The sequence below is a fragment of the Weissella sagaensis genome, from assembly GCF_010306265.1.
GTDB lineage: Bacteria > Bacillota > Bacilli > Lactobacillales > Lactobacillaceae > Weissella > Weissella sagaensis.
The window spans coordinates 175,165-200,130 of record NZ_BLKA01000001.1 but is presented as its reverse complement, the minus strand read 5'-3'; the positions used below and the strand labels follow the sequence as shown (position 1 = coordinate 200,130).

Annotated in this window: 26 protein-coding genes and 2 other annotated features; all 26 genes read left to right on the top strand. The window is 39.1% G+C overall.

What is annotated here, in order from left to right:
- Positions 1-9: 9 nt before the first annotated feature.
- The 26 genes from cysS (at position 10) to G7Y65_RS00860 (ending at position 24,831) form a co-directional block, all read left to right on the top strand.
- Entirely contained in the window at positions 10-1,422 is a 1,413-nt protein-coding gene (gene cysS / locus G7Y65_RS00985) for a cysteine--tRNA ligase (protein ID WP_042491834.1), read from the top strand.
- A 71-nt stretch (positions 1,423-1,493) separates the two neighbouring features.
- Positions 1,494-1,708: a binding site (T-box leader), on the top strand.
- Between the two features lie 76 nt (positions 1,709-1,784).
- On the top strand, positions 1,785-2,264 hold the full coding sequence (locus tag G7Y65_RS00980; RefSeq protein ID WP_042491831.1) for an S-ribosylhomocysteine lyase: 480 nt from the start codon (positions 1,785-1,787) through the stop codon (positions 2,262-2,264).
- Positions 2,265-2,464: 200 nt separating this feature from the next.
- Positions 2,465-3,319: a 3-deoxy-8-phosphooctulonate synthase gene (gene kdsA, locus G7Y65_RS00975; RefSeq protein WP_137600400.1), complete on the top strand. Its 855-nt coding sequence runs from the start codon at positions 2,465-2,467 to the stop codon at positions 3,317-3,319.
- A complete protein-coding gene (locus tag G7Y65_RS00970; RefSeq protein ID WP_042491828.1) occupies positions 3,303-4,256 on the top strand; it encodes a KpsF/GutQ family sugar-phosphate isomerase in 954 nt (317 codons plus the stop codon). The genes kdsA and G7Y65_RS00970 overlap by 17 nt, the downstream gene beginning before the upstream one ends.
- A 273-nt stretch (positions 4,257-4,529) precedes the next feature.
- Positions 4,530-5,453: an aspartate carbamoyltransferase catalytic subunit gene (locus G7Y65_RS00965; protein ID WP_042491827.1), complete on the top strand. Its 924-nt coding sequence runs from the start codon at positions 4,530-4,532 to the stop codon at positions 5,451-5,453.
- A complete protein-coding gene (pyrC, locus tag G7Y65_RS00960; RefSeq protein ID WP_042491826.1) occupies positions 5,434-6,711 on the top strand; it encodes a dihydroorotase in 1,278 nt (425 codons plus the stop codon). The genes G7Y65_RS00965 and pyrC overlap by 20 nt, the downstream gene beginning before the upstream one ends.
- Before the next feature lie 9 nt (positions 6,712-6,720).
- Positions 6,721-7,806, top strand: coding sequence for a carbamoyl phosphate synthase small subunit (locus G7Y65_RS00955; RefSeq protein WP_165314486.1), 1,086 nt, complete (start codon positions 6,721-6,723; stop codon positions 7,804-7,806).
- The gene (carB, locus tag G7Y65_RS00950; RefSeq protein WP_165314485.1) at positions 7,799-10,975 is read left to right on the top strand and encodes a carbamoyl-phosphate synthase large subunit; all 3,177 of its coding nucleotides are present in this window, start codon (positions 7,799-7,801) and stop codon (positions 10,973-10,975) included. Before G7Y65_RS00955 ends, carB begins: the two co-directional genes overlap by 8 nt.
- A 20-nt stretch (positions 10,976-10,995) precedes the next feature.
- On the top strand, positions 10,996-11,961 hold the full coding sequence (locus G7Y65_RS00945) for a dihydroorotate dehydrogenase (RefSeq protein WP_042491822.1): 966 nt from the start codon (positions 10,996-10,998) through the stop codon (positions 11,959-11,961).
- 19 nt (positions 11,962-11,980) lie between these two features.
- Positions 11,981-12,688: an orotidine-5'-phosphate decarboxylase gene (gene pyrF / locus G7Y65_RS00940; protein ID WP_042491820.1), complete on the top strand. Its 708-nt coding sequence runs from the start codon at positions 11,981-11,983 to the stop codon at positions 12,686-12,688.
- Between the two features lie 2 nt (positions 12,689-12,690).
- Entirely contained in the window at positions 12,691-13,311 is a 621-nt protein-coding gene (gene pyrE / locus G7Y65_RS00935; RefSeq protein ID WP_137600404.1) for an orotate phosphoribosyltransferase, read from the top strand.
- Between the two features lie 57 nt (positions 13,312-13,368).
- Positions 13,369-13,794, top strand: coding sequence for a Mini-ribonuclease 3 (locus tag G7Y65_RS00930; RefSeq protein ID WP_042491817.1), 426 nt, complete (start codon positions 13,369-13,371; stop codon positions 13,792-13,794).
- Entirely contained in the window at positions 13,778-14,611 is an 834-nt protein-coding gene (gene rlmB / locus G7Y65_RS00925) for a 23S rRNA (guanosine(2251)-2'-O)-methyltransferase RlmB (protein ID WP_081839268.1), read from the top strand. The genes G7Y65_RS00930 and rlmB overlap by 17 nt, the downstream gene beginning before the upstream one ends.
- A 116-nt stretch (positions 14,612-14,727) precedes the next feature.
- Positions 14,728-15,282, top strand: a complete 555-nt coding sequence (locus G7Y65_RS00920; protein WP_137600405.1) for an RNA polymerase sigma factor — start codon at positions 14,728-14,730, stop codon at positions 15,280-15,282.
- Positions 15,283-15,349: 67 nt separating this feature from the next.
- The gene (rpmG, locus tag G7Y65_RS00915) at positions 15,350-15,499 is read left to right on the top strand and encodes a 50S ribosomal protein L33 (RefSeq protein ID WP_074426820.1); all 150 of its coding nucleotides are present in this window, start codon (positions 15,350-15,352) and stop codon (positions 15,497-15,499) included.
- Positions 15,500-15,520: 21 nt separating this feature from the next.
- A complete protein-coding gene (gene secE / locus G7Y65_RS00910; RefSeq protein WP_042491809.1) occupies positions 15,521-15,691 on the top strand; it encodes a preprotein translocase subunit SecE in 171 nt (56 codons plus the stop codon).
- A 103-nt stretch (positions 15,692-15,794) separates the two neighbouring features.
- Positions 15,795-16,352 (top strand): transcription termination/antitermination protein NusG, encoded by a 558-nt coding sequence (gene nusG / locus G7Y65_RS00905; protein ID WP_042491807.1) that lies wholly within the window; start codon positions 15,795-15,797, stop codon positions 16,350-16,352.
- Positions 16,353-16,495: 143 nt separating this feature from the next.
- On the top strand, positions 16,496-16,921 hold the full coding sequence (gene rplK / locus G7Y65_RS00900) for a 50S ribosomal protein L11 (RefSeq protein WP_042491805.1): 426 nt from the start codon (positions 16,496-16,498) through the stop codon (positions 16,919-16,921).
- 94 nt (positions 16,922-17,015) lie between these two features.
- Positions 17,016-17,705: a 50S ribosomal protein L1 gene (rplA, locus tag G7Y65_RS00895; protein ID WP_042491803.1), complete on the top strand. Its 690-nt coding sequence runs from the start codon at positions 17,016-17,018 to the stop codon at positions 17,703-17,705.
- 64 nt (positions 17,706-17,769) lie between these two features.
- Positions 17,770-17,896, top strand: a sequence feature (ribosomal protein L10 leader region).
- A 28-nt stretch (positions 17,897-17,924) separates the two neighbouring features.
- Entirely contained in the window at positions 17,925-18,428 is a 504-nt protein-coding gene (rplJ, locus tag G7Y65_RS00890) for a 50S ribosomal protein L10 (protein WP_042491802.1), read from the top strand.
- 87 nt (positions 18,429-18,515) lie between these two features.
- Positions 18,516-18,881, top strand: coding sequence for a 50S ribosomal protein L7/L12 (gene rplL, locus G7Y65_RS00885; protein ID WP_042491800.1), 366 nt, complete (start codon positions 18,516-18,518; stop codon positions 18,879-18,881).
- Positions 18,882-19,240: 359 nt separating this feature from the next.
- Complete coding sequence (locus G7Y65_RS00880) at positions 19,241-20,134, top strand: serine hydrolase (RefSeq protein WP_052348366.1); 894 nt, start codon at positions 19,241-19,243, stop codon at positions 20,132-20,134.
- 222 nt (positions 20,135-20,356) lie between these two features.
- Positions 20,357-21,091 carry a metal ABC transporter ATP-binding protein gene (locus G7Y65_RS00875; protein ID WP_165314484.1) on the top strand — a complete coding sequence of 245 codons (735 nt, stop codon included), beginning with the start codon at positions 20,357-20,359 and terminating at the stop codon, positions 21,089-21,091.
- Position 21,092: 1 nt separating this feature from the next.
- Positions 21,093-21,953: a metal ABC transporter permease gene (locus G7Y65_RS00870; protein ID WP_165314483.1), complete on the top strand. Its 861-nt coding sequence runs from the start codon at positions 21,093-21,095 to the stop codon at positions 21,951-21,953.
- Positions 21,937-22,881, top strand: a complete 945-nt coding sequence (locus tag G7Y65_RS00865; RefSeq protein WP_165314482.1) for a metal ABC transporter solute-binding protein, Zn/Mn family — start codon at positions 21,937-21,939, stop codon at positions 22,879-22,881. The genes G7Y65_RS00870 and G7Y65_RS00865 overlap by 17 nt, the downstream gene beginning before the upstream one ends.
- A gap of 270 nt (positions 22,882-23,151) precedes the next feature.
- Positions 23,152-24,831, top strand: a complete 1,680-nt coding sequence (locus tag G7Y65_RS00860; protein ID WP_042491795.1) for an NAD(P)/FAD-dependent oxidoreductase — start codon at positions 23,152-23,154, stop codon at positions 24,829-24,831.
- Positions 24,832-24,966: the final 135 nt, after the last annotated feature.

Here is a 24,966-nt window from a genome sequence, read left to right as displayed (position 1 = left end):
GGACGTAACATGATGAAAATGTTTAATACCATGACGTTGACTAAGGAAGATTTCCAACCTATGCATGAAGATAAAATCAGTATGTATGTTTGTGGGCCAACTGTCTATAATTATATTCATATTGGAAATGCACGTTCCGCAATTGCCTTTGATACGATTCGTCGTTATTTTGAGTATCGCGGTTATGAGGTGGATTACGTATCTAATTTTACTGATGTGGATGATAAAATGATCAAGGCAGCAGCAGCTCAGGACATTACAGTCCCACAGTTAGCTGAGAAATATATTGCTGCCTTTAATGAGGATACGGCTGCGTTAAATATTAAGCCAGCTACAGTACGACCTCGAGCAACCGAACACATTACAGAAATCATTGATTTTGTGACTGACTTAATTGATAAAGGTTACGCTTATGAATCAGCTGGTGATGTGTATTATCGTGCCAAAAAATTTAAAAATTATGGTGCACTAGCTCATCAAGATTTACAAGAGATGACTTCAAATGCAGCAGGGCGTTTGGACGATGTTGAATTGGCCCGTAAAGAAGATCCAATGGATTTTGCAGTTTGGAAAGGTGAAGATGGTGATGGTGCGATTGCCTGGGATTCACCATGGGGTAAAGGTCGTCCAGGATGGCATATTGAATGTTCAGTGATGTCGACGAAGTATCTGGGTAACCATTTTGATATCCATGGTGGGGGCATTGATTTAGCGTTCCCACATCATACGAATGAAATTGCGCAAAGTGAAGTTCATACGGGCGAGCAATTTGTGAATATGTGGTTACATAATGGCTTTGTGACAGTTGGTGATGAAAATGAAAAGATGTCTAAGTCACTTGGAAATTTTGTGACTGTTCATGACTTATTACAACAGATTGATGATCCAATGGTATTACGCTTTTTCATGGCCACAACACAATATCGTCGTGCGATTGCCTATTCAACAAAAAACATGGCGCAAGCAGGTCAAAACTTGGAACATATTCGTACTGGTTATCGTAATTTACAATTCCGCTTGCAGGATGCGCTTGAGGGGAATGACGAGCACATAACAAAGCAAGTTAATACACATATTGCAGCATTTAATGCAGCAATGGATGATGATTTTAATGCGCCCAATGCGTTAACAGCGATTTATGAGCTAGTGGATTTGGCTAATCAATATGCGAATGCTAAGGCTGTTTATCAACAAGCAGTTCAATTTATTTTGGATAGTCTTGTGACGTTAATGGGTGTTTTTGGGGTTGATGGTTTAGCACAAGAAGAATTATTAGATGCTGATATTGATGCATTGATTAAAGAACGCGACCAAGCTCGAGCAGCAAAAAACTTTGCCCGTTCTGATGAAATTCGGGACACTTTAGCAAAGCAAGCAATCATTTTAGAAGATACACCACAAGGAACACGTTGGCATCGTTAATAATAAATGGCAAAAATGAGCTTTTTTTAATCAAACAGTTGACACAACGTGAGATTAGATTTAGCATAGTCGTATCGACAGCGATAAGATGAGTACGGTCAATGTGTTTTATAGAGAGTCAGTGATGGGTGAAAACTGATAAACACTTGATTGGAAGATGGTCTTGGAGTCATAAATGACATGAACAACACGTGAATGCCGTTCGGAAACGCCCGTTATAGCGATGAGAGGATGAGCCTAATTGGTTTATTAAATTCGGGTGGTACCACGTGATAACGTCCCGTAATCTTAATTGATTACGGGACGTTTTTGTTTAAAAGCATGTCGATAATTTAGGGGAAGTTACTTAGGAGGAATTTAACATGGCAGAAGTTGAAAGTTTTTCATTGGATCACACCAAGGTACAAGCACCATACGTTCGTAAAATCGAGACACAACAAGGACCTGCAGGTGGACAAATTGTAAATTATGATTTACGTTTGACGCAACCAAACGAAACCGCCATCGAAACTGCTGGTGTACACACTTTGGAACACTTATTTGCAAGTTTGGTGCGTGATGAATTAGACGGTATTATTGATATTTCACCATTCGGTTGCCGTACTGGTTTTCATGTGATTAGTTGGCAAGATTATTCATCGACTGAGGTAGCTGTTGCCTTTACGCATGCACTACGTAAGATTCGTGATGATATTCAATGGGATGACGTGCCTGCAACAACAATTCGTGAATGTGGTAATTTTAAAGACCACAGTTTGCACTCTGCTAAAGAATGGGCGCGCATTATTTTGGATCAAGGTTTTTCAGATGATCCATATGTTCGTCATGTTGTGGAAGCTTAATTTTTGAAATGATGATAAGACAAAAAAGTTGGTTAAAATACTTGATTTACAAGTCATTAACCAGCTTTTTTTGCCCACTAAGCAAAATAGAAGAAGACTTTAAAAGTGAAAAATCGCAATAGTTAGCATATAATATTTAAAAATTAATAATTTCTAATAATGTTTAGCAAATGAACTAGTCAAAGAGCGGGGGAAAAGATATGCCAAAAATTAGTGAAGTATTTCAAGAGTATGGCTTTAAGGACGATCGTTTAACTTTACTAGCCGGCCCATGTGCCATTGAATCATATGAAACTTGTGCTGAAGTTGTTGAAGAATTGAAGAAGATTACTGATGAGTTAGGGATTAACTATGTGTTTAAGTCATCCTTTGATAAGGCTAACCGTAGTGCCATCTCATCTGATCGTGGTTCTGGCATGGAGACGGGACTTGAAATTCTACGTCAGATTAAAGAGAAGTATAATGTGCCAATTGTGACTGATGTCCATGAGTCTTACCAATGTGCACCAGTTGCTGAAGTTGCTGATGTGTTGCAGATTCCAGCTTATTTGAGTCGTCAGACTGATTTATTGTTAGCTGCTGCTAAGACAGGTCGCGTTGTTAACATTAAAAAGGCGCAGTTCATGGCACCAGAAGATATTCAGAGTGCAGTGAATAAAGTTGCCTCACAAGATAATGAGCATATTTTAGTCACTGAACGTGGTACCATGTTTGGTTATCATCAGTTGGTGGTGGATATGACGAGTTTGATTCAAATGCGTGAAACTGGCTACCCAATCATTTACGATGCAACCCATTCAGTTCAAATTCCGAGTGGTTATGGTAACCATTCTGGTGGTAATCGTGAATACATCTTCCCATTGATGCGGGCAGCCTTATCAATTGGTATTGATGGTATTTTTGCTGAAGTCCACCCTAACCCACCTAAGGCTATTTCTGATCAAGATAGTCAGCTCTATCTATCAAAGGCACGTCCAATCCTAGAAGAAGCCAACAAGCTATTCCACGAACATCTTAACAGTAAGGTGGTGTATGCAGATGAAGACTTATTATAAAGATGCTAAAGAGACCTTTAATATTGAAATTAAAACTTTAGAAAAGGTCCGTGATGCTTTAGACGAAAGCTTTGACCAATTTGTTGATGATGTTTTACAGATGACAGGTCGTTTAATTTTTATCGCGATTGGTAAATCAGGTATTATTGCTGAAAAAATTTCGGCTTCATTTTCCTCGATTGGGGTACCAAGCTTTTTCATCGATGCTGGAAACGCCTTTCATGGTGACTTAGGTCGAGTATCCGCAGATGATGTGGTTGTATTTGTCTCTAATAGTGGTGAAACAGAAGAAGTATTACAAACGTATTTTGCGTTGCAAGAGATTTTTGGTAAAGATTTAAAAACAATTGCTTTAACAGGTGCATCAGATTCAACATTGGCAAAAAATACACAGGAGGCATTAATTGTTGATGTGGCTTCTGAAGCGGACGTTACCAAATTAGCGCCAACCAACTCAACAACGGCAACGTTGGTCGTTGGGGATGCGTTATTAATTGCGGTTCAAAAAGAAAAGCAATTCACGAAAAAAGATTTCGCTTTGTATCATCCAGGTGGATCAATTGGTAAGCTGTTGTTGCAAACAGTTAAAAATGTCATGCATACCAAGGTACCTTATGTTGATATCGAGACACCGCTTAACGATGTTATCTACCGTATTAGTGATTTTGGTATTGGAATGACGCTAGTAAAGGATCAAGATAAAGTTGTTGGGATTGTGACAGATGGCGATATTCGTAAGAAAATGCTTCATGTTACTAAGGTTAAGGAATCAACAGCTGCTGATTATATGACAGAAGGGTTTATTAGTATCGACGTTAATAAACGAAATCGAGCAGCATGGCGTAAGATGGCTACGCATAACATCTCTAATTTAGTTGTTACTGAAAAAGGTGAAGTTGCGGGAGTTATTACCATCAACGACGTTGTTGATGAATAACAAACTTAATGAAAAATAAAATCTGTTAAACTAATGAGTTAAACGTTTTAATTATATTTTACTAGTTAGTTAACTGTTTACCTAAGTAAATAAACATGATATAGTAATGTCAATCAAGAATAACCTTTAAGTGTAGTCCAGTGAGGCTAACAAAGGATACCCAAGTTGATGGCAGTCACCCAAAATAGGTGAATCATACTATCGAATAACTTAGTAAGCCTTATGAATCACTGGATTCATAGGGCTTTTTTGCGTAAACAATGAGGAGATAGCATGCGAAACTTTGTGAATTTAAATGATTTAACAATACAAGAAATTATGCAATTAATTAAAAAGAGTTTGGCGTATAAAAATGGACAATTAGCGTTGCCTACCCAGTCAAAACATGTTGCCAATTTATTTTTTGAAAATTCAACACGGACAGCTAGTAGTTTTCAAATGGCTGAATCAAAGTTAGGGTGGCAACCAATTCAAGTTAATCCCCAGACGAGTTCAACGCAAAAGGGAGAATCACTCAGTGATACGCTAAAAACTCTTGGTGCAATTGGGGTAGATGTAGTGGTACTCCGGCACAGTATTAATGATTGGTATGAGCCATTAATTGCTGAAAATTCAGCCTTGATGCCACAACTTGTTAATGCAGGTGATGGCAATGGTCAGCATCCATCACAAAGCTTACTTGACTTAATGACAATTTTTGAACAGTTTGGTTACTTTGCAGGTTTAAATATTCGTATTGTAGGCGATTTAGCGCATTCAAGGGTGGCGCGTTCAAATGCTGAAATTTTAAAACGTTTAGGTGCACAAGTGAGTTTTTCAGGACCCAAACAGTGGTATCCGACTGACTTTGATCAATATGGTACTTATCGGGAAATGGATGCGGGTCTAGAAACCTTAGATGTTTTGATGTTATTGCGTGTGCAGCATGAGCGGCTAGCCCAACAAGATAATGCTGATTTTTTAGAAACAACGTATCATCAACAATTCGGCTTAACCTACAACCGTTATAGTCGATTAAATGACAAAGCCATTATTATGCATCCAGCACCTGTTAATCGGGGGATTGAAATTGCTGATGAATTAGTAGAAGCAGACAAATCACGTATTTTTACGCAAATGGCTAATGGTGTTTATGCCCGTATTGCCATCTTAACTGGCCTGATGGAGGAGACAGTAAATGACATCAATATTGATTAAGAATGCACAAAGTGTTGGGACAGATGGTGCCTTAATTCGCCAAGATATTTTAGTAATTGACGGCATGATCACAAAGGTGGCAACTAATATCAAAGAAACGACTGACCGTGTGATTGATGCCAATGGTGCGTTAGTTACACCAGGATTGGTCGATGTGCATGTACATTTTCGTGAACCGGGATTTGACTATAAAGAAACTGTCACAACTGGGTCAAAAGCAGCGGCACGTGGGGGATTTACGACAGTATTAGCGATGCCTAATCTAGATCCAGTGCCAGACAACTTAGAAAATTTTCAAATGATTCAAGCTAATAATGAGGCTAATAGTTTAATTCATTTAAAGCAATATGCAGCTATTTCAACAGCTTTAACGACTGAAGAGGTCAGTGATATTGATGCACTAGCCAAGGCAGGTGCCGTTGCCTTTACAAATGATGGTAAGGGTGTGCAAACGGCGGCTACGATGCTAATGGCAATGAAAGCTGCTGCCAAAGTACAACGACCATTAGTGGCACATGTGGAAGATAATTCATTAATTAACGGTGGCGTGATGAATTTAGGTGAAAAATCAAAAGCATTACAGTTACCAGGTATGGATCCTTTAGGCGAATCCTCTCAGCTTGCACGTGATTTAGTATTAGCTAAGGCTAGTGGGGTGCATTATCATGTCGCACATCTTTCGACAAAGTCATCAGTGGCGCTCGTTCGATTTGCTAAATCACAAGGAGTCAACGTGACGGCTGAAGTCTCGCCGCACCATTTGTTATTGGATGAAACCCATATTACGGGTGATAATGCTTACTTTAAAATGAATCCGCCGCTTCGAACACCAGCTGATCGGACCGCTGTTATTGCGGGATTATTGGATGGCACCATTGATATGGTAGCAACTGATCATGCACCGCATAGTAAAGCAGAAAAAGAAGGGTCATTTATCGGGGCTGCTTTTGGGATTACGGGGATTGAAACAAGTTTCCAATTGCTTTATACCCACTTAGTTAAACCGGGTATTGCAACGTTGAACCAATTATTGGATTGGATGGTTGTTAAACCACAACAAGCCTTTGGGTTACAAGGAGCACAGAAAATAGCTGCTGGGCAACCAGCAGATTTGGCATTATTTGATATTAATCATGCACACAAAATTACAGCAGACGAATTTGCCTCAAAAGGGGTTAATACACCATTTATTGGGGCAACAATTTACGGGCAGACAGTATTAACCATGGTTGATGGTCAAATCGTTTACGAGGCATAGGGGGAAAACATGCAACGTTATTTAGTTTTAGAAAATGGGTCAATTTATACTGGTGAAGCTTTTGGCGCTACAAAAGATGTTGCAGGAGAGCTCGTTTTTAATACGGGTATGACGGGTTATCAAGAATCATTAACGGATATTTCTTATTCAGGACAAATTCTAACTTTTACGTATCCATTAATCGGCAATTATGGTATTAATCGTGATGATTATGAATCATTAAAGCCAACAGCAAATGCCATTGTGGCACATGAAATTGCACGCCGTCCTTCTAATTGGCGCCAACAAATGTCACTTGCTGAATGGGCAGAAAAAATGGATTTGCCAGGTATTACGGATGTTGATACACGTGCCCTAACAAAAGAAATTAGAGAATACGGTGTGATGCGGGCAGTTATTGTTGATGAAGTTACTGATGACGCATTGGCGCAACTACAGGCAGCAAAACCAGCAACAGATGAAGTTAACAAAATGACGACGAAAACGACGTATGTTAACCCGACGGATGGGCCATCAATTGCGTTGATTGATTTTGGCTTGAAAAATTCTATTTTACGTTCATTAGCTAAACGTGATGTGAATGTGATGGTTTTCCCAGCTAATGTTGATGCAAAGACTATATTAGATATGGATCCGGATGGCGTCTTATTGTCAAATGGACCAGGAAATCCTGAAGATGTGTTGCATATCTTACCAGTTATTCGAGAATTACAAGAAAAGATGCCATTGATGGGGATTTGCTTAGGCCACCAATTGTTTGCTCTAGCTAATGGTGCAACGACGTTTAAGTTGAAATTTGGTCATCGTGGTTTTAATCATGCTGTTCGTAATAAAGTTAAAAATCAAATTGACTTTACATCACAAAACCATGGCTACGCTGTTGACGCTAAGTCGATTGCACAAACGAATTTGGAAATCACCCATGAAGAAATTAATGATCACACAGTTGAAGGACTTAAGTTAAAAAATCACGCTGCATTTTCAGTTCAGTTTCATCCAGATGCAGCGCCTGGTCCCCATGATGCGGAATACTTATTTGATGATTTCCTAGCAATGATTGCACAAAGTAAGAAAGGACAATTACAACATGCCTAGACGTACAGATATCCACAAAATTTTGGTCATTGGTTCAGGTCCCATTATTATTGGTCAAGCTGCTGAATTTGATTATTCAGGAACACAAGCAGCGATGTCTTTAAAAGAAGAAGGGTATGAAGTTGTCTTAGTTAACTCGAATCCAGCAACCATTATGACGGATAGTGAAACGGCTGATGAAGTTTATATCGAACCATTATCATTTGAATTTTTAGCACGAATCTTGCGTAAAGAACGTCCAGACGCAATTTTGCCAACTTTGGGTGGCCAAACAGGCTTGAATATGGCCAAAGAATTGTCAGAAGCAGGTATTTTGGATGAATTAGGGATTATTTTATTGGGAACCAAGTTATCAGCCATCGAAGAAGCTGAGGATCGTGAAGCTTTCAAGAACTTAATGAATCGCTTGCATGAACCGGTACCAGAGTCATTGATAGCCGTAACGGTTACAGAAGCTGTTGACTTTGCAAATCAAAGTGGTTATCCCGTGATTGTACGGCCGGCCTACACATTAGGTGGTACTGGTGGTGGTATTGCTAATAATGAAACGGAACTAAAGGATATTGCCGCAAATGGATTAGAGTTGTCACCGGTGACACAAGTACTTATTGAACAATCGATTGCTGGCTATAAAGAAATTGAATTTGAAGTGATGCGTGATGCTGCTGATAATGCACTAATTGTTGCTTCAATGGAAAACTTTGATCCAGTTGGTATTCATACAGGTGATTCTATCGTCGTTGCCCCCGTACAAACTTTAGCTGATCGTGAATTACAAATGATGCGTGATGCTGCTTTGAAAATTATCCGCGCTCTGAAAATTGAAGGGGGCGTTAATATTCAAATGGCGTTAGATCCAAATTCATTTGAATATGACATTATTGAGGTTAACCCCCGTGTCTCACGTTCATCAGCGTTGGCGTCTAAAGCAACTGGGTATCCAATTGCAAAAATGGCTGCCAAAATTGCGGTGGGATTGACATTAGATGAAATTATCAATCCAGTAACGGGTACTACTAAAGCAGCCTTTGAACCAGCTTTGGATTATGTCGTTGTTAAAATTCCACGTTGGCCATTCGATAAGTTTGCGACAGCCGATCGCCATTTGGGGACGCAAATGAAGGCAACCGGAGAAGTTATGGCCATTGGACGCAACATTGAAGAAGCGTTGAATAAAGCCGTTCGTTCATTAGAAATTGGGGCGACTGGGTTACGTGATATCAACTTTAATGATATTAATAGCCAACAATTATTAGCTGACTTAATGCCCGCACGTGATGACCGATTGTTTATGATTAGTGAATTAATACGTCGAGGTGTCGCAATTGATGTCATTCATGAACGAACAAAAATCGATTATTTCTTCTTAGACAAAATTTTGCATGTTATTGAAATTGAGCAAGCTTTAGCACAGCATGTTGACAATAATAAAGTATTGTTGGCTGCTAAAAAGAACGGGTTTGCCGATCAAACCATTGCTGATATTTGGGGATGGACAAGCCAGGAAGTATCAGACTATCGTATGGAAGCTGATATTAAGCCCGTTTATAAAATGGTTGATACGGTGGCTGCTGAATTTGAATCACAAACACCTTATTATTATGCAACTTATGAAATGCAAAATGAATCCGTTGTTAGTCAAAAGCCCAGTGTGCTTGTTTTAGGATCAGGACCCATTCGTATTGGTCAGGGTGTTGAGTTTGATTATGCAACTGTACACGCTGTTAAGGCAATTCAAGCAGCTGGCTATGAAGCGATTATTATGAATTCTAATCCAGAAACAGTGTCAACTGATTTTTCGGTTTCAGACAAGCTTTATTTTGAACCGCTCACGTTAGAAGATGTCTTAAACGTGACTGAGTTAGAAAAGCCAATTGGTGTTGTAGTCCAATTTGGTGGTCAAACAGCTATTAATTTAGCACAACCGCTAGTTAATGCAGGCGTCAATATTTTAGGGACGAGTGTTACCAACTTAAATCGTGCCGAAGATCGAGAAGAGTTTGATCAAGTGATTAAGCAGCTAGGTTTGGCGCAACCAGTTGGGAAAACTGCTACGACCATCGACGGTGCCTTAGCCGCCGCAAATGAAATTGGGTACCCCGTATTAGTACGACCATCTTATGTTTTGGGTGGACGAGCAATGGAGATTGTTAATAACCAAGCTGAATTAAAGGATTATATGGGACGCGCAGTAAAAGTATCCCATGATCATCCTGTTTTGATTGATTCGTATCTAGTTGGTTCAGAAGCTGAAGTCGACGTATTATCTGATGGCAAAACGGTGGTTATTCCAGGAATTATGGAGCATATTGAACGAGCAGGTGTGCATTCAGGTGATTCAATGTCCGTCTATCCGACACAAACATTGTCTGATAAAGTACGTTCTGAAATTGTTGCTGCGTCAATAGCATTGGCAAAGAGTTTGAAAACAATTGGTTTAATGAATGTGCAATTTGTTATTCATGATAATACGGCTTATGTGATTGAAGTTAACCCAAGAGCATCACGGACAGTCCCCTTTATTTCAAAAGTAACGCAATTAAAGTTAGCGCAATTAGCGACCCGTGTGATGTTAGGTGAAAAATTAGCAGATATGGGATTTGAAACAGGTCTAGTGCCAGAATCAGAAATGGTTCATGTGAAATCACCAATCTTTTCATTTACCAAGTTACCAGCAGTAGACTCATTGCTTGGACCTGAAATGAAGTCAACTGGAGAAGTAATGGGGTCTGATAAGACCTTTGAAAAAGCTTTATATAAGGCCTTTGTGGCATCAAACATTAAAATTCCACATGCTGGTAATGTTTTGTTTACGATTGCTGATGAAGATAAGGCAGAAGCACTAGGATTGGCTCACCGTTTTAATGAATTAGGTTTTCAATTATTTGCTACGGCGGGAACAGGTGAATATTTACAAAAAAACGGTCTGCGGGTACAAATCCTAGATAAGATTAGTGAGACAGCACATAATGCGGTGACTGCTTTGAGCAAGGGGTCATTACAATTGGTTATTAATTCGACCCATCAAGATATTGCGACAGTTAATGATAGTCGTCGCATTCGCAATGCAGCAATTGAAAATGCAGTGCCTTTGTTTACAGCATTCGATACAGTTAAAGCACTACTTAGTGTCCTTGAATCACAATCATTTACAGTTAACCCTGCATAAAATAAAAGGAGAGTCTTCCCATGAATAATAACCGTTATGCTGTGTCATTACCTGGTTTGGAATTAAAAAATCCATTTATGCCATCGTCAGGTTCATTCTATTATGGACTGGATCACATTGATGACTTTGATTTAAACGAATTAGGTGCGCTAGTATTAAAAACAACAACGATGCAGCCACGCAAAGGTAACCCACAACCATGGACTATTCAAACAAAAGCGGGGGTTTTAAATTCAGTTGGTTTGGCGAACCCAGGTATTGCAGCTGTTAAAGCAGATTACTTACCCAAGTTAGCTGAAAAATTACCAAACCTACCAAAAATGCTGTCAATTTCTGGAGAAACAATTACTGAGTTTACTGAATTGGCTATCATCATTGATAAAATACCAAGTATTAGTGCCATTGAGTTAAATCTTTCATGTCCAAATGTTGATGAGGGTGGCCGTGCATTTGGTGTTTCTACTGCTGGTATTACAGCAGCTGTTAGTGCTGTACGTGCCGTTACTACCAAAGCCGTGTATGCAAAATTGTCACCAAATGTGACTGATATTAAGCCACTGGCGCTTGCAGCTCAAAAAGCGGGTGCAGATGGGTTAACGATGGTAAATACTTTGGTTGGAATGAGTTTAGACTTAATGGATCGTTCAGTTCGTTTATACCGTGGTAAAGGTGGCTTATCCGGAAAAGCAATTCACCCATTGGCTGTAGAGTTTATCTGGGAAGCAGCGTCGGTTGTGGATATTCCAATTATAGGGGTTGGTGGTGTGACAACAATTGATGACGCCCTTGAATTAATGTTAGCAGGGGCATCAGCAGTTCAAGTTGGCATTATGAATAAAGAGGATCCACTCTTTTTGTCAAAGTTGATTAAACAATTACCAGCAGCCCTTGATAAATACCATTTTGAAACAGCTGCTGATGTAACACATGCACTGCAACCGCTGCCTACTGATGAAGATGCATGGGTTAAGGCGCAAGAAAAGTAATCATCATAAAGGAGCTATTATGAATGAAAACAAGCCAGTGTTTATTGCCTTAGATTTTGCCGATGCTAAAACAACCTGGGCATTTTTGGCACAGTTTCCAGCACAGCAATCATTAGCGGTCAAAGTTGGTATGGAACTATTCTATCGTGAGGGACCGCAATTTGTTGCTGCATTAAAGCAACGCGGATACACGGTCTTTTTAGATTTAAAGTTATACGACATCCCACATACTGTGGGACAAGCGACTAAAAATTTAGCGCGCTTAGGCATCGATTACTTAACACTACATGCAGCTGGTGGTGAGAAAATGTTAGCTGCAGCTAAGTCAGCAATTGTTATGGCTAACCAATCAACGAAATTACTAGCAATTACACAATTGACTTCGTTTACGCCAACTGAATTACAGACAACCCAACAGTTGGCTGTGTCATTGGATGAATCAGTGGTTCATTTGGCGCAATTAGCAAAGCAAGCAGGCATGGCCGGTGTTATTTCATCAGCTTTTGAAACACCAATGATTCATCAAGCAACGAGTACTGAATTTTTATCAATTACACCAGGGATTCGTTTACAAGGGGATGCCAAAGGTGATCAAAGCCGGATTATGACGCCGCAACAAGCACGTAAAAACGGCGCTAATGGTATTGTGGTGGGGCGCTCAATTACACAAGCACCTAATCCAGTTGCTGCCTACACACAAATAACAAAAGCGTTTAATGAGGAGTAAACATGACAGACTATCAAAAACAGGTTGCCCAGGCATTATTAGATATTGAAGCAGTGAAATTACAACCACAGGCACCTTTTACATGGGCATCAGGGATTAAAAGTCCCATTTATACAGATAATCGTAAAATTATTTCATTTCCGAAAGAACGTGAGATTGTTATTGCAGGATTAACTGCTTTGATTAAAACACAATATCCAGACGTTCAAGCTATTGGGGGCGTTGCTACAGCCGGTATTCCTCATGCAGCTTGGGTAGCGCAAGCCATGAATCTTCCCTTAATCTATGTGCGTGCAAAACCGAAAGATCATGGTACCGGTAAGCAAATTGAGGGGGCTTTGACGGCGCAACAAAAAGTTGTTCTCATTGATGATTTGATTTCAACTGGCGGTTCAGTCTTAGGGGCAGTTAAAGCAACTCGTGCAGAAGCTGGTAATGTGATTGGTGTGGTATCAATTTTTTCTTATGAATTGCCAGCAGCAGTGAAAAATTTCGCAGCAGCCCAAACCAGTTTTGCATCATTAACTAATTTTTCTAGCTTAATTCAAGTTGCGCAACAGTCAGGGAAGATTACACCCGCTGAGTTGCAGATGATTCAAGAATGGCATCAAACACTCGCCTAAAATGTTTGCCAATACTTACTATCCAAATTTTTGCAATAAAATGGTATGATAATAAGCATGAATGAGAAGATAAATTATGAACAATTAAATGGTTTGGATTTAGCTTATTATGGGGATGCGGTGTATGAAGTATATATTCGTCAACATCTACTAGCAAAGGGCATTACCAAACCAGCAAAGTTACAACGTGAATCGACAAAGTATGTTTCAGCCAAGGCACATGCTGCATTATATGCATTGATAGTAGAAGATGGCATTTATACTGAAACAGAGCAACAATATTTTAAGCGTGGACGTAATGCGAATTCGCATACGAAGGCCAAAAACACTGATGTGGTGACATATCGTATTTCAACTGGCTTTGAGGCAGTGATGGGTTATTTAGGTGCAAGTGGTCAAACAGAACGCTTGGAAGAAATAATTTCATGGATTTATAAACAAGTGGAAAGTGGGCGAACGGCAAATCATGGGACAACAAAATAACAAACGACAAGCTGATCGTAAACCAGCAAAACAACGTCGCCAGCATCCTGCTAAAGAAGTTAGTCAACCAATTGATGATCAAGTTGAATTTGTATTTGGTCATCATGCCTCAGTTGAAGCACTAAAAGGAACAACCGAAATTAATAAAGTCTGGTTGCAAAATGGCTTAGCAGATAAAGCGCGCAATGAAATTAGTGGCTTGGCAAAGAAACGTGGCTTAATTATTCAAGAAGCTCCTAAAGCAAAACTTGATGAATTAACGAATGGTCAAAATCACCAAGGGGTCGTGTTATCAATTGCAGCATATGCATATGCCACAATTGAAGATTTGTTTGCTAAGGCTGCTCAAAAAGATGAAGCACCATTCTTTTTGGTGCTTGATTCAATTGAAGATCCACATAATTTAGGATCAATCATGCGAACGGCAGATGCAGCCGGTGTCCATGGTATTATTATTCCAAAACGTCGCGCAGTACAGTTAACATCAGTTGTTGCCAAGACATCAACTGGAGCAATTGAACACGTTCCAGTTGCACGAGTAACAAACTTAGTGCAAACCGTTGAACAATTAAAAGAACGTGGCGTTTGGGTATTTGGCACTGATATGAATGGTAAAGATTACCGTCGTTGGGATGCTAAAGGGGCAACGGCACTAATTATTGGTAATGAGGGTAAGGGTATCTCACCACTACTTAAAAAGTCCGTTGATGAAACACTAACGATTCCGATGATTGGCCATGTGCAAAGTCTAAATGCTTCAGTAGCGGCTAGCTTATTAATCTATCAAGGTTATAACAGTCGTAATCCATTATCATAAAATAACTGATGCAATGGCATAATGCCCGATAAATCACTTGAAATTTCTAACATAATTTTGGCAATGACGATAAACCACCGTATGATTTTCTTACATTAGTAAGGAATGGGTATAAAATGGTGGATACAAAGCAAGTACAGCTAATTATTAGGGCACAGTCCGGGGATGAACAGGCTTTTGAACAGATTTTCATGCAGTTTGAAGGCCTTGTTTGGAAAATGTATTCGCAACAACGAGTACGACCGCAACCAAATGATTGGCAACAAGAATGTCGGGTTGTGTTGCATAAAACGCTCCGTTTATTACGTAATCAAACATGGGCAGCGTTGACAATCTATTACCAACGATCGTTGCAGACACACGTGGTCCAAATATGGCGTAATGAATATCGTGTCTTTGATGTGCAGGTTCCCATTTTGAAAGAAACTATTGCGCCGTATGATGCTAAACAATCGATTGTAAAATATGAGCCAATGATTAATGAATGGTTAACGACGATTATTGAATGGTATCTAACATTGCCTGGTAAGGAACGCGAATTAGCCTATTTACTGATGCAAGGTTATGGTATAGCAGAGGCTGCGAAAGTAATCAAACGTTCACGCTCATGGTGTTATGGTGTTCGGCGTAAGTGGCAACTGTTTTATCATGATGAGATAAGAAAACACTAGCTGTTTAGGGGTAAAAGTGCTACACTTTTACACATAAAATTAAATTTAGAAAGAGCGGTAACGCCATATGGCAGTGAAGAAAGTCGCTTTAGCATGTAGTGTTTGTGGTTCGCGTAATTATATGGTAACTAAAAAGCCAACCCGTGCAGACCGCTTACAAGTTAAAAAGTATTGCAAGTATTGCGATGCGCACACTTTGCATCGTGAGACAATGTAAGTATTTAGCAGGAGTGATATGATGAAATTTATTTCGGGTGTTATTGATGAAATGCATCAAGTAACTTGGCCAACATTTAGCGAAAATGTTCATAATACAACAATTGTTGTTATAACTGGATTAGCATTTGCATTAATTTTTGGTGCAGCTGATTGGGTATTTGAACAAGGGATTACTTGGTTGTCTAAGTAAACAAAATGCGCTATACTATCAGTATGAATTAGCAGATAAAACCCTCAATTATGAGGGTTTTTAATTTACGAAAAAATAGGTCAATCAGTCTGAGGAGGCAATCATGGCAACTGAGTCATTTGATAATCAATGGTACGTTTTGCACACATACGCAGGATATGAAAATCGTGTAAAGTCAAATTTGGAATCACGTATTGAAACAATGGGGATGAAGGATTATATTTTCCGTGTCTTGGTACCAGAACAAGAAGTCGAAGTTGAAAAAGACGGTGAAACGAAGATTATTAAAGAAAATGATTTCCCTGGCTATGCTTTGGTAGAAATGATTATGACTGACGAAGCTTGGTATGTTGTTCGTAATACACCAGGGGTTACAGGATTCTTGGGATCTCACGGTGGTGGTTCTAAGCCAGTGCCATTGCTTCCTGAAGAAGTGGATGATATGTTAGCCCGTATGAACATTGTTGAACGTAAAGTTGAACATTTGGATATTGCAGTAGGCGATTTAGTTGATGTTGTTGCTGGTAGCTTTGCTGGTCAAGAAGGTGCAGCCGTTACTGACGTTGATGAAGAGCACCAAGAAGTTACGGTATTGATTAACATCTTTGGTCGTGACACGCCAACACAAATCTCATTTAGCGATATTAAGCCAGTTAAATAAATTTAATAAAATCGAATACTTCTCTTGCCAAGGTGCAAGAGTTTTGTTACTATAATCTAGTATGTGTTGTTACTAGATGCATATGTGGGAGGCGTAAATCGAAACGCGCCATTTACACCACAAACACGAAGGAGGAAACAATCGTGGCTAAGAAAGTTTCAAGTATTGTTAAGTTGCAGATTCCAGCCGGTAAGGCTACACCTGCACCTCCAGTTGGACCTGCTTTGGGTCAAGCTGGTGTTAACATCATGGGATTCACAAAGGAGTTTAATGCTCGCACTGCCGATCAAGGTGGTTTGTTAATCCCTGTAGTTATTACTGTATATGAGGATCGTTCATTCGAGTTCGTTACCAAGACTCCTCCAGCAGCTGTTCTTTTGAAGAAGGCCGCTGGTGTTGAAAAGGGTTCTGGTGAGCCTAACACGAAGAAGGTCGCAACAGTTACTGCAGCACAAGTACGTGAAATTGCAGAAACTAAGATGCAAGATCTAAACGCAGCTGATGTTGATGCAGCTGTTCGCATGATTGAAGGTACTGCTCGTTCAATGGGCTTCACTGTTGAAGGCTAATAACAAGTAACGTACGGATCGCGTAGGAAACTAAGCAAGATCAAGCGGGAGGTCAATGACCGTTTGACCGCATTTGCAAGGAGGAATAGCTACCATGGCTAAGTATGGTAAGAATTATTTAGCAGCCGCTGAAAAAGTTGACAGTGCTAAGTTATACACTGTCGAAGAAGCTGCTGCATTGGTAAAGGAAATTGACTTTGCCAAGTTTGATGCAACTGTTGAAATTGCATTTAACCTAAACGTTGATACGCGTCAAGCTGATCAACAATTGCGTGGTGCCGTTGTTTTGCCTAACGGTACTGGTAAAGACCAAACTGTTGTTGTCTTTGCTCAAGGTGATAAGGCTAAAGAAGCTGAAGCAGCTGGTGCTGACGTTGTTGGTGCTGCTGACTTGGTACAACGTATCCAAGGTGGATGGCTAGACTTTGATGTTGCTGTTGCAACACCAGATATGATGGCACAAGTTGGACGTGTTGGACGTGTCTTGGGACCTAAGGGCTTGATGCCTAACCCTAAGACGGGTACTGTAACATTTGATGTTACAAAGGCTGTTTCAGAAGCTAAGTCAGGTAAGGTTACTTACCGTACTGATCGTGACGGAAACGTTGCTGTACCAGTTGGTAAAGTATCATTTGATGCTGACAAGCTTGCAGGAAACATCCAATCATTGGCTAATGTTATCTTGCGTTCACGTCCAGCCGCTGTTAAGGGAACATACGTACAACACGTATCAATCGCTTCAACATTTGGTCCTGCTGTGAACATTGACATCGCTTCTCTATAATTAGATTTTACTAAAATAGTAAGTGAATGTTGACACTTCCTCGACTACCTGTTAAAGTAGTTGAAGTAATAAATCGATTCTACCTAAGACGCAGGTGTCGTAAGACTTAATATCCCGCCGAGGAAGTGAAAAACGCGAAAGCGACTTTTGACCCCCGGTGCAGCATGTACTGGGGGTTTTTGGTAAGAATCAAAATCTAAACAGGAGGAATAATATACCATGAGTGAAGCAACCATTGCTGTTAAAGCACAACAAGTTGCCGAAGTTGCTGACAAGTTTAAGAACGCAACGTCTGCTGTTGTTGCAGACGTGCGTGGATTGACTGTTGAGCAATCAAACAACTTGCGTGCTGAATTACGTGGAGAAGGTGTTGAACTACGTGTTATCAAGAACAAAGTCTTGACTCGCGCTGCTGAAGCCGCTGATTTTTCTGAAATGAACGACTTGTTTGCTGGTCCTTCAGCTGTTGCATTTTCAAATGATGATGCAATCGCACCTGCCCGCGTATTAAAGAAGTATGCTGATGAAATCGAAGCCTTGGAAATCAAGGGTGGATTCATCGATGGTAATATCGTATCTATTGAAGATATCAATAAGTACGCTTCATTGCCAGATCGCGACGGTTTGCTATCAATGTTGTTGTCAACGTTGCAAGCACCTGTTCGCAACTTTGCCTATGCAGTTAAAGCTGTATCAGATTCAAAGGAAGAGGTAGAAGCCTAAGCATCCGCTTAGTTTCGCATCTTAAACGGGCATTGCCCATAAATTAAACTTGCAATTAACGCAAATATTAAGAGGAGATTATTTATCATGGCATTTGATAAGGATTCAATCATTGCTTCATTGAAGGAAGCTACGATTATGGACTTGGCTGACTTGGTTTCAGCTATCGAAGAAGAGTTTGGTGTTTCAGCTGCTGCCCCTGTTGCAGCTGCTGGTGCAGCTGGTGGAGATGCCGCTGCTAAGACTGAATTTGATGTTGAATTGACTTCAGCTGGTTCAGCTAAGGTTAAGGTTATCAAGGCAGTTCGTGAAGCAACTGGTTTGGGATTGAAGGACGCTAAGGGTCTTGTTGACGATGCACCTTCAGTTATCAAGGAAGGTCTTTCAGAAGACGATGCTAACGACTTGAAGGCAAAGCTTGAAGAAGCTGGTGCCGTTGTTACTGTAAAGTAATTAAAGTCTTATTAAACCGCTATTTATAGGTATTCTGGTCACTTTTGGTCACCGGAACTTATGAATGGCGGTTTTTTGTAGCAATTTTTTAGTTAAATTAGATTGAGATTCTTCTTTTTCTTTAAGCATGTGAGAATATATTTTCAAAGTCATACCAACATTTGAGTGACCAACACGTTTTGAAAAGTAGACAATATCGTTATGAAGCAGGTAAGAAACTTGTGAGTGTTGAAGGCCATGAAACCTAATTGACAGAATTACAACTTTGTCAGTTAAACAGTGCATTCATATGAATTGTGCCGATTAAATATAATAAATTTGTTATTTTATTTAAAGGTTAATACCGTATACTATTAGTTATGAAAAATAAAAATCAAAGAGGGTTACGTCAAAATAACCAAAATTCAAAAATTGTTAAATCAAAAAGGTTAGCAATGCTGATTGTCGGTATTGTGACCATTCTTTTAGGTGCGTTGTTGTGGACACAACGTGAGAAAATTGTGGATACAGTTGCACCAAAATTAGGATTTGTTAATCATGAAAAAACTTTAAAACAATCATGGCAAAAAACATTAAAAGGCAAATCAGTAAATGTTGACGTGGCTATCTATAACAATAAAACACAAAAATTAATCACAACCCGCCATAGTCAAACGAATAAGTTTGTAATGGCAAGTGCAGTTAAAGTATCTGTTTTAACTGAGTTGTTATTAGAAAATGAGAAGGCACAAACGGTCTTAACAGATAATCAAAAAGAATTAACGAATAGTATGATTACAGCTAGTGATAATGATGCAACAACGAATTTATTGTACCAAATGGGTGGGTATCAAGCACCAGATAATTTATTTAAAACATTGGGCATGAATAATTCAAAAATGAATCCAACAGCGTGGGGATATTCAACAACGACAGCACCAGATCAGATTAAATTATTACGTCATATTTTTTATAAGAGTGATGTGTTGTCCAAGGATTCACAACACTATGCACAGGGTTTAATGAGTCAAATTGATGATGATCAAGCTTGGGGTGTGAGTGCTGGCGTACCAAAAAATGCTGAAATTTCACTAAAAAATGGGTGGTTACCAGATGACGACGATGGCTGGATGGTTAATAGTTTAGGACATATTAAGACCAAAAAAGTTGATTATGTTATTGCTATATTAACGAATGGTGATACAACAGAACAAAATGGTATTGATTTAATTGAACAATTATCACGACAAAGCTATCAAGAATTAGCTAAATAAGGTCAGGATGAACAACTAATATGATAAATATATTGGTTGTTTTTTTTAATACCTAAATTAACGGTTCGTAAAAATTTCCTTTACAAGGATGACACTTAGTTACAAATATTTTTCATTTAATAAAATATATTGATTAGTTTCATGAAATTTATTATGATGATTAAGTTGCGTTATGAAAAAATATTTTTAACGACAACAAAAAATAGAATAGGAGACATATTTATGCTGAAAATCAACGACTTAACGGTCGCTTACAGCAATGTGCCTGTATTTAGGAATTTATCGGTCGAATTTGCACCTGGTAGGATTACTGGAATTATCGGTCCAAACGGAGCGGGAAAGTCAACGCTTATCAAGGGTGCTCTCGGTTTAGTTCGTCATTCGGGCCAGACAACATTAGATGGGGTTATGGTTAATCGCGTTCGGCAAAAAATTGCATATGTTGAGCAGCGTGCAGCGCTTGATTTAACCTTTCCAATCAGTGTTTTTGAGGTGGTTTTAACGGGTACGTATGGGAAGTTAGGATTATTCAAAAGCCCTGGTCGCAAGGAAAAGGAAGCTGCTCGAAATGCATTGCAACAAGTTAATTTAACTGAATTTGAGCAACGACAAATTGGTGAATTATCAGGTGGTCAATTACAGCGTGTCTTTGTGGCACGGGCAATCGTACAACAAGCGGACGTGGTGATATTAGACGAGCCGTTTGTTGGGATTGATATGAAGTCTGAAGAAGAGATTATGAATGTACTTCGTGGTTGGCGTGATGCTGGTAAGTCAATTATTGTTGTCCATCATGATTTGAATAAGGTTGCGGCATACTTTGATGATTTATTAATTATGAATCATGGTGTTATTGTGCATGGTCCCGTTGCAACGGTCTATACACAGCAGAACATGCAACAAGCGTTCTCAGCTGACTTAAGTGCCGTATTGTTTAATAAGATAGCAGGTGCTTAATATGGCTAGTATCATAGAATTTATGCAGGCATTAGGCCGTTACAATTTTTTACAAAGTGCATTAATTGCTGCCATTATGGTAGGAATTATGTCTGGGATTATCGGTAGTTTTATTATTTTACGTGGTATGTCGTTGATGGGAGATGCTATTTCGCATTCTGTTTTACCAGGTGTTGCTGTTGCTTACATGCTGGGCATTAATTTATTAATTGGTGCAACAGTTTTTGGTGTCATTGCCGCCTTACTAATAGGGTTTGTTGCAACTAATAGTAAATTGAAAAATGATACCGCTATTGGAATTGTATTCTCAGCATTTTTTGCATTAGGATTTATTTTAATTTCGATGGCAGAGTCGTCAACCAACTTGCATCATATTTTATTCGGAAACGTTTTGGCAGTATCGGATAAAGACCTAATATCAACGGTTATTGTCTTAGCAATTGTTGTGATATTTGTTGTGCTGTTATTTAAAGAATTACAAATTACATCTTTTGATGAAGTTTTTGCAAAATCATATGGGTTGAATACGAGTATTATCCATTATGGTTTGATGATTATTTTAACGTTGGTTACGGTATCAGCATTACAAACTGTGGGAATTATTTTGATTGTTGCGATGTTAATTACACCGGCTGCAACAGCGTTCCTATGGACTAATCGTTTGGCATTTATGTTGATTTTGTCATCAACGATTGGTGCAGTGGCATCGATTATTGGTTTGTATTTGTCTTATACCATGAACTGGGCGTCAGGACCAGTAATAGTGTTAGTCGCTGCCATTATATTCTTATTGTCGTTTATTATTGCCCCCAAGCAAGGATTTATCACCAAACTAGGAGTAAAACATGTTAAAGAAGATTAGTATCGCCTTATTAATTATTTTGATGGTGTGTGGAAGTGTCGTATGGTTTGTTAAAAGTCGAGATGAACAATCAAGCACACAAAGTGGTCGATTAAGGGTTGTGACAACCAATTCGATTTTAGAAGATATGGTTGAACAAGTTGGTGGTAAAGACGTTAAGGTTTATAGTATCGTGAAACGTGGTACTGACCCACATGAATATGATCCAACGACTAATGATATTGCAGCTGCAACTGAAGCAGATGTTTTATTCCATAACGGTTTAAATCTTGAAACAGGTGGTAGTGGTTGGTTTAATAAATTAACACAGACTGCTAATAAGCGAGATAATAAAGAAGTCTTTGCAGCATCTAAAAGTGTTAAGCCAATGTATCTAACTGAATCAGGTAAAGAAGATGAAACAGATCCACATGCTTGGCTAGACTTGAGTAATGGTGTTAAATATGTCAAGTTGATTAGTCGTGTGCTACAAGATAAAGATCCTAAGCATGCTAAGGCATATCAAGAACGTACAGATGCTTATGTGAAGAAATTACAAACTTTGCATAACGAAGCACAAAATAAATTTGCAGATATCCCAGTTGCACAACGTTTACTTGTAACATCAGAAGGTGCTTTTAAATACTTCTCAAAAGCATATGGTATTACACCAGCTTTTATCTGGGAAATTAATACTGAAGCACAAGGAACACCAGAACAAATGAAACAAGTGCTGGCTAAAATTGATGATTCGGATGTAAAGTCATTGTTTGTGGAAAGTTCAGTTTCACCAAAATCAATGAAACAAGTGGCAAAAGAAACTAACTTGCCAATTTATTCAAAGATTTATACTGATTCTTTGGCTAAGAAAGGCACACAAGGTGACACTTATTACGACATGGTAAAGTGGAATATTGATAAAATTCACGATGGTATGTTAGGAAAATAGCCTTTGTATAAGTACATTAATTAGGAATTAACCTCGTTAATGTGCTTTTTTATATGCCTAGTTTCAAAAATATTTAAAAAAAATATGACTAATTTGTGATTGTTTTCCTTAAAGTTGCTATAATGGAATTGGTGAAATATTTAATCTTGGGCAAACCGTATTTAAGGTTAAGTGATAATATTTACAAATAAGCTTTTCAACGATACAATGTATCGTTGGGTTTATAAATTTATTTGTGTTGTAGAAATTTTTATTGAGGAGAATTTTTAAATGTCTAGTAAGAACATTGTTGTACTAGGAGCCGGCTTTTCTGGTGTATTTGCTGCTCGTAAGTTGGCTAAAAAGTTAAAGAATACTGATTATCAAATCGTTTTGATTGATCGTCATTCATTTATGACTTATATGACTGAATTGCATGAAGTTGCTACCAAGCGTGTTGAACCAAAACACGTTCAATTTGATTTAGGTACGCTATTTAAGCACCAATCAAATGTGAAGATTGTCACGGCAAATGTTGAAGATATCGACAAGACTGCAAAGGTCGTTAAGACATCAGAAGGTGAATTTACATATGAGAAGCTAGTTATCGCTACTGGTGGTACAACGAACACATTTGGTACACCAGGTGTTGAAGAATATGGATACACATTGTGGTCATTTGAAGAAGCTGTCAAGCTTCGTGCACATATTGAAAATGTTATTCGCGAAGGTGCCATGGAGTCAGATCCAAAGCTCCGTGCTGCTAAATTAACAATTGCCGTTGTCGGATCAGGATTTACTGGTGTCGAATTAGCCGGTGAATTGATTGAACAACGTCGTGAATTGGCACGTGATAACAACTTGGATGAATCAGAAATCAAGTTGGAAGTTATTGAAGCTGTGCCAACAATTTTGAACATGCTTTCAGACCGTAAGTTGGCTGATAAGGGTGAACAATACATGATTAACCACGGTATCACGTTGCGTAAATCAGCTGGTGTTGTTGAAGTTAAAGAACATGCTGCACTATTGAAGGATGGTACAGAAGTACCTACTGAAACTTTGGTATGGACTGCTGGTGTTAAGGCTAAGCCACAAGGTGCTAAGTGGGGCTTGCAACAAGGCCCTGGTGGCCGTTTCTTGGCTGACGAGTACTCACGTGCTTTGGGTGAAAAAGATATCTATGTTGCTGGTGACGTGGCTGCTTATCAAGAACCTGCTTTGGCTGATCCTGATAACCCACGTGCTGGTTGGACACCACAAACTGTTGAAGGTGGAGAATCAGCTGCCAATACAGTTGTCCCTAACGTTGTTTATGATGTTACTGGTCAAACTGGTGATCGTCATGAATTTAAGGGTCACTACCAAGGTTATGCTGTATCAATTGGTTCACATTACACAGTAGGTGTCGTACAACAACTTGGTAACATGAAGCTTGGTAAGGAAGGTATTCCTGTAACTGGATTCATTGCTAACATGTTCAAGCACATTATTAATTTCTACTTCTTCATGCAAATCACAAGTGGTTACCACATGTTCCAATACTCATTGGATGAATTCTTCCGTACACCAAATGGACGTAATCCATTCTTTGGTTGGACTTCACGTGTTGGTAACGTTTTGTGGGCAGTACCTTTGCGTATTGTTATGGGAATCACTTGGATCTCACTAGGAGCATCTCTTGGTGGTGGTGCTGGTATTCTTGCCACAATTATTGGTTGGTTGCTAGCCTTTGGTTTGTTGACTTCATTATCAGCATTCATCGGTTTCATCTTTGGTTTGGTAATGGTATTTGCTGGATCAGGGGTTAGTGTTGCTGCTTTGTTGATTCCATTTGCATCACTAGCATTGATGAATGGGGCTGGTCGTACGATTGGATTAGACTACTGGGTAACACCAGTTCTAGAACGTACTTTGGCTAACTCATGGTATGGTAAGGCTCGTTCACGTTACAACGATATGCGTAAGTAATTAATTGTAAAAAAATAAGAGGTTGGGACAAAAAATTGTCCCAGCCTCTTTTTAGTTAAAAATACATTAATTATAAGCCTGTAGGTTTTATGGCATAAACGCGTTCAAAAATTCTGAAGCCTCAATATAATGTGA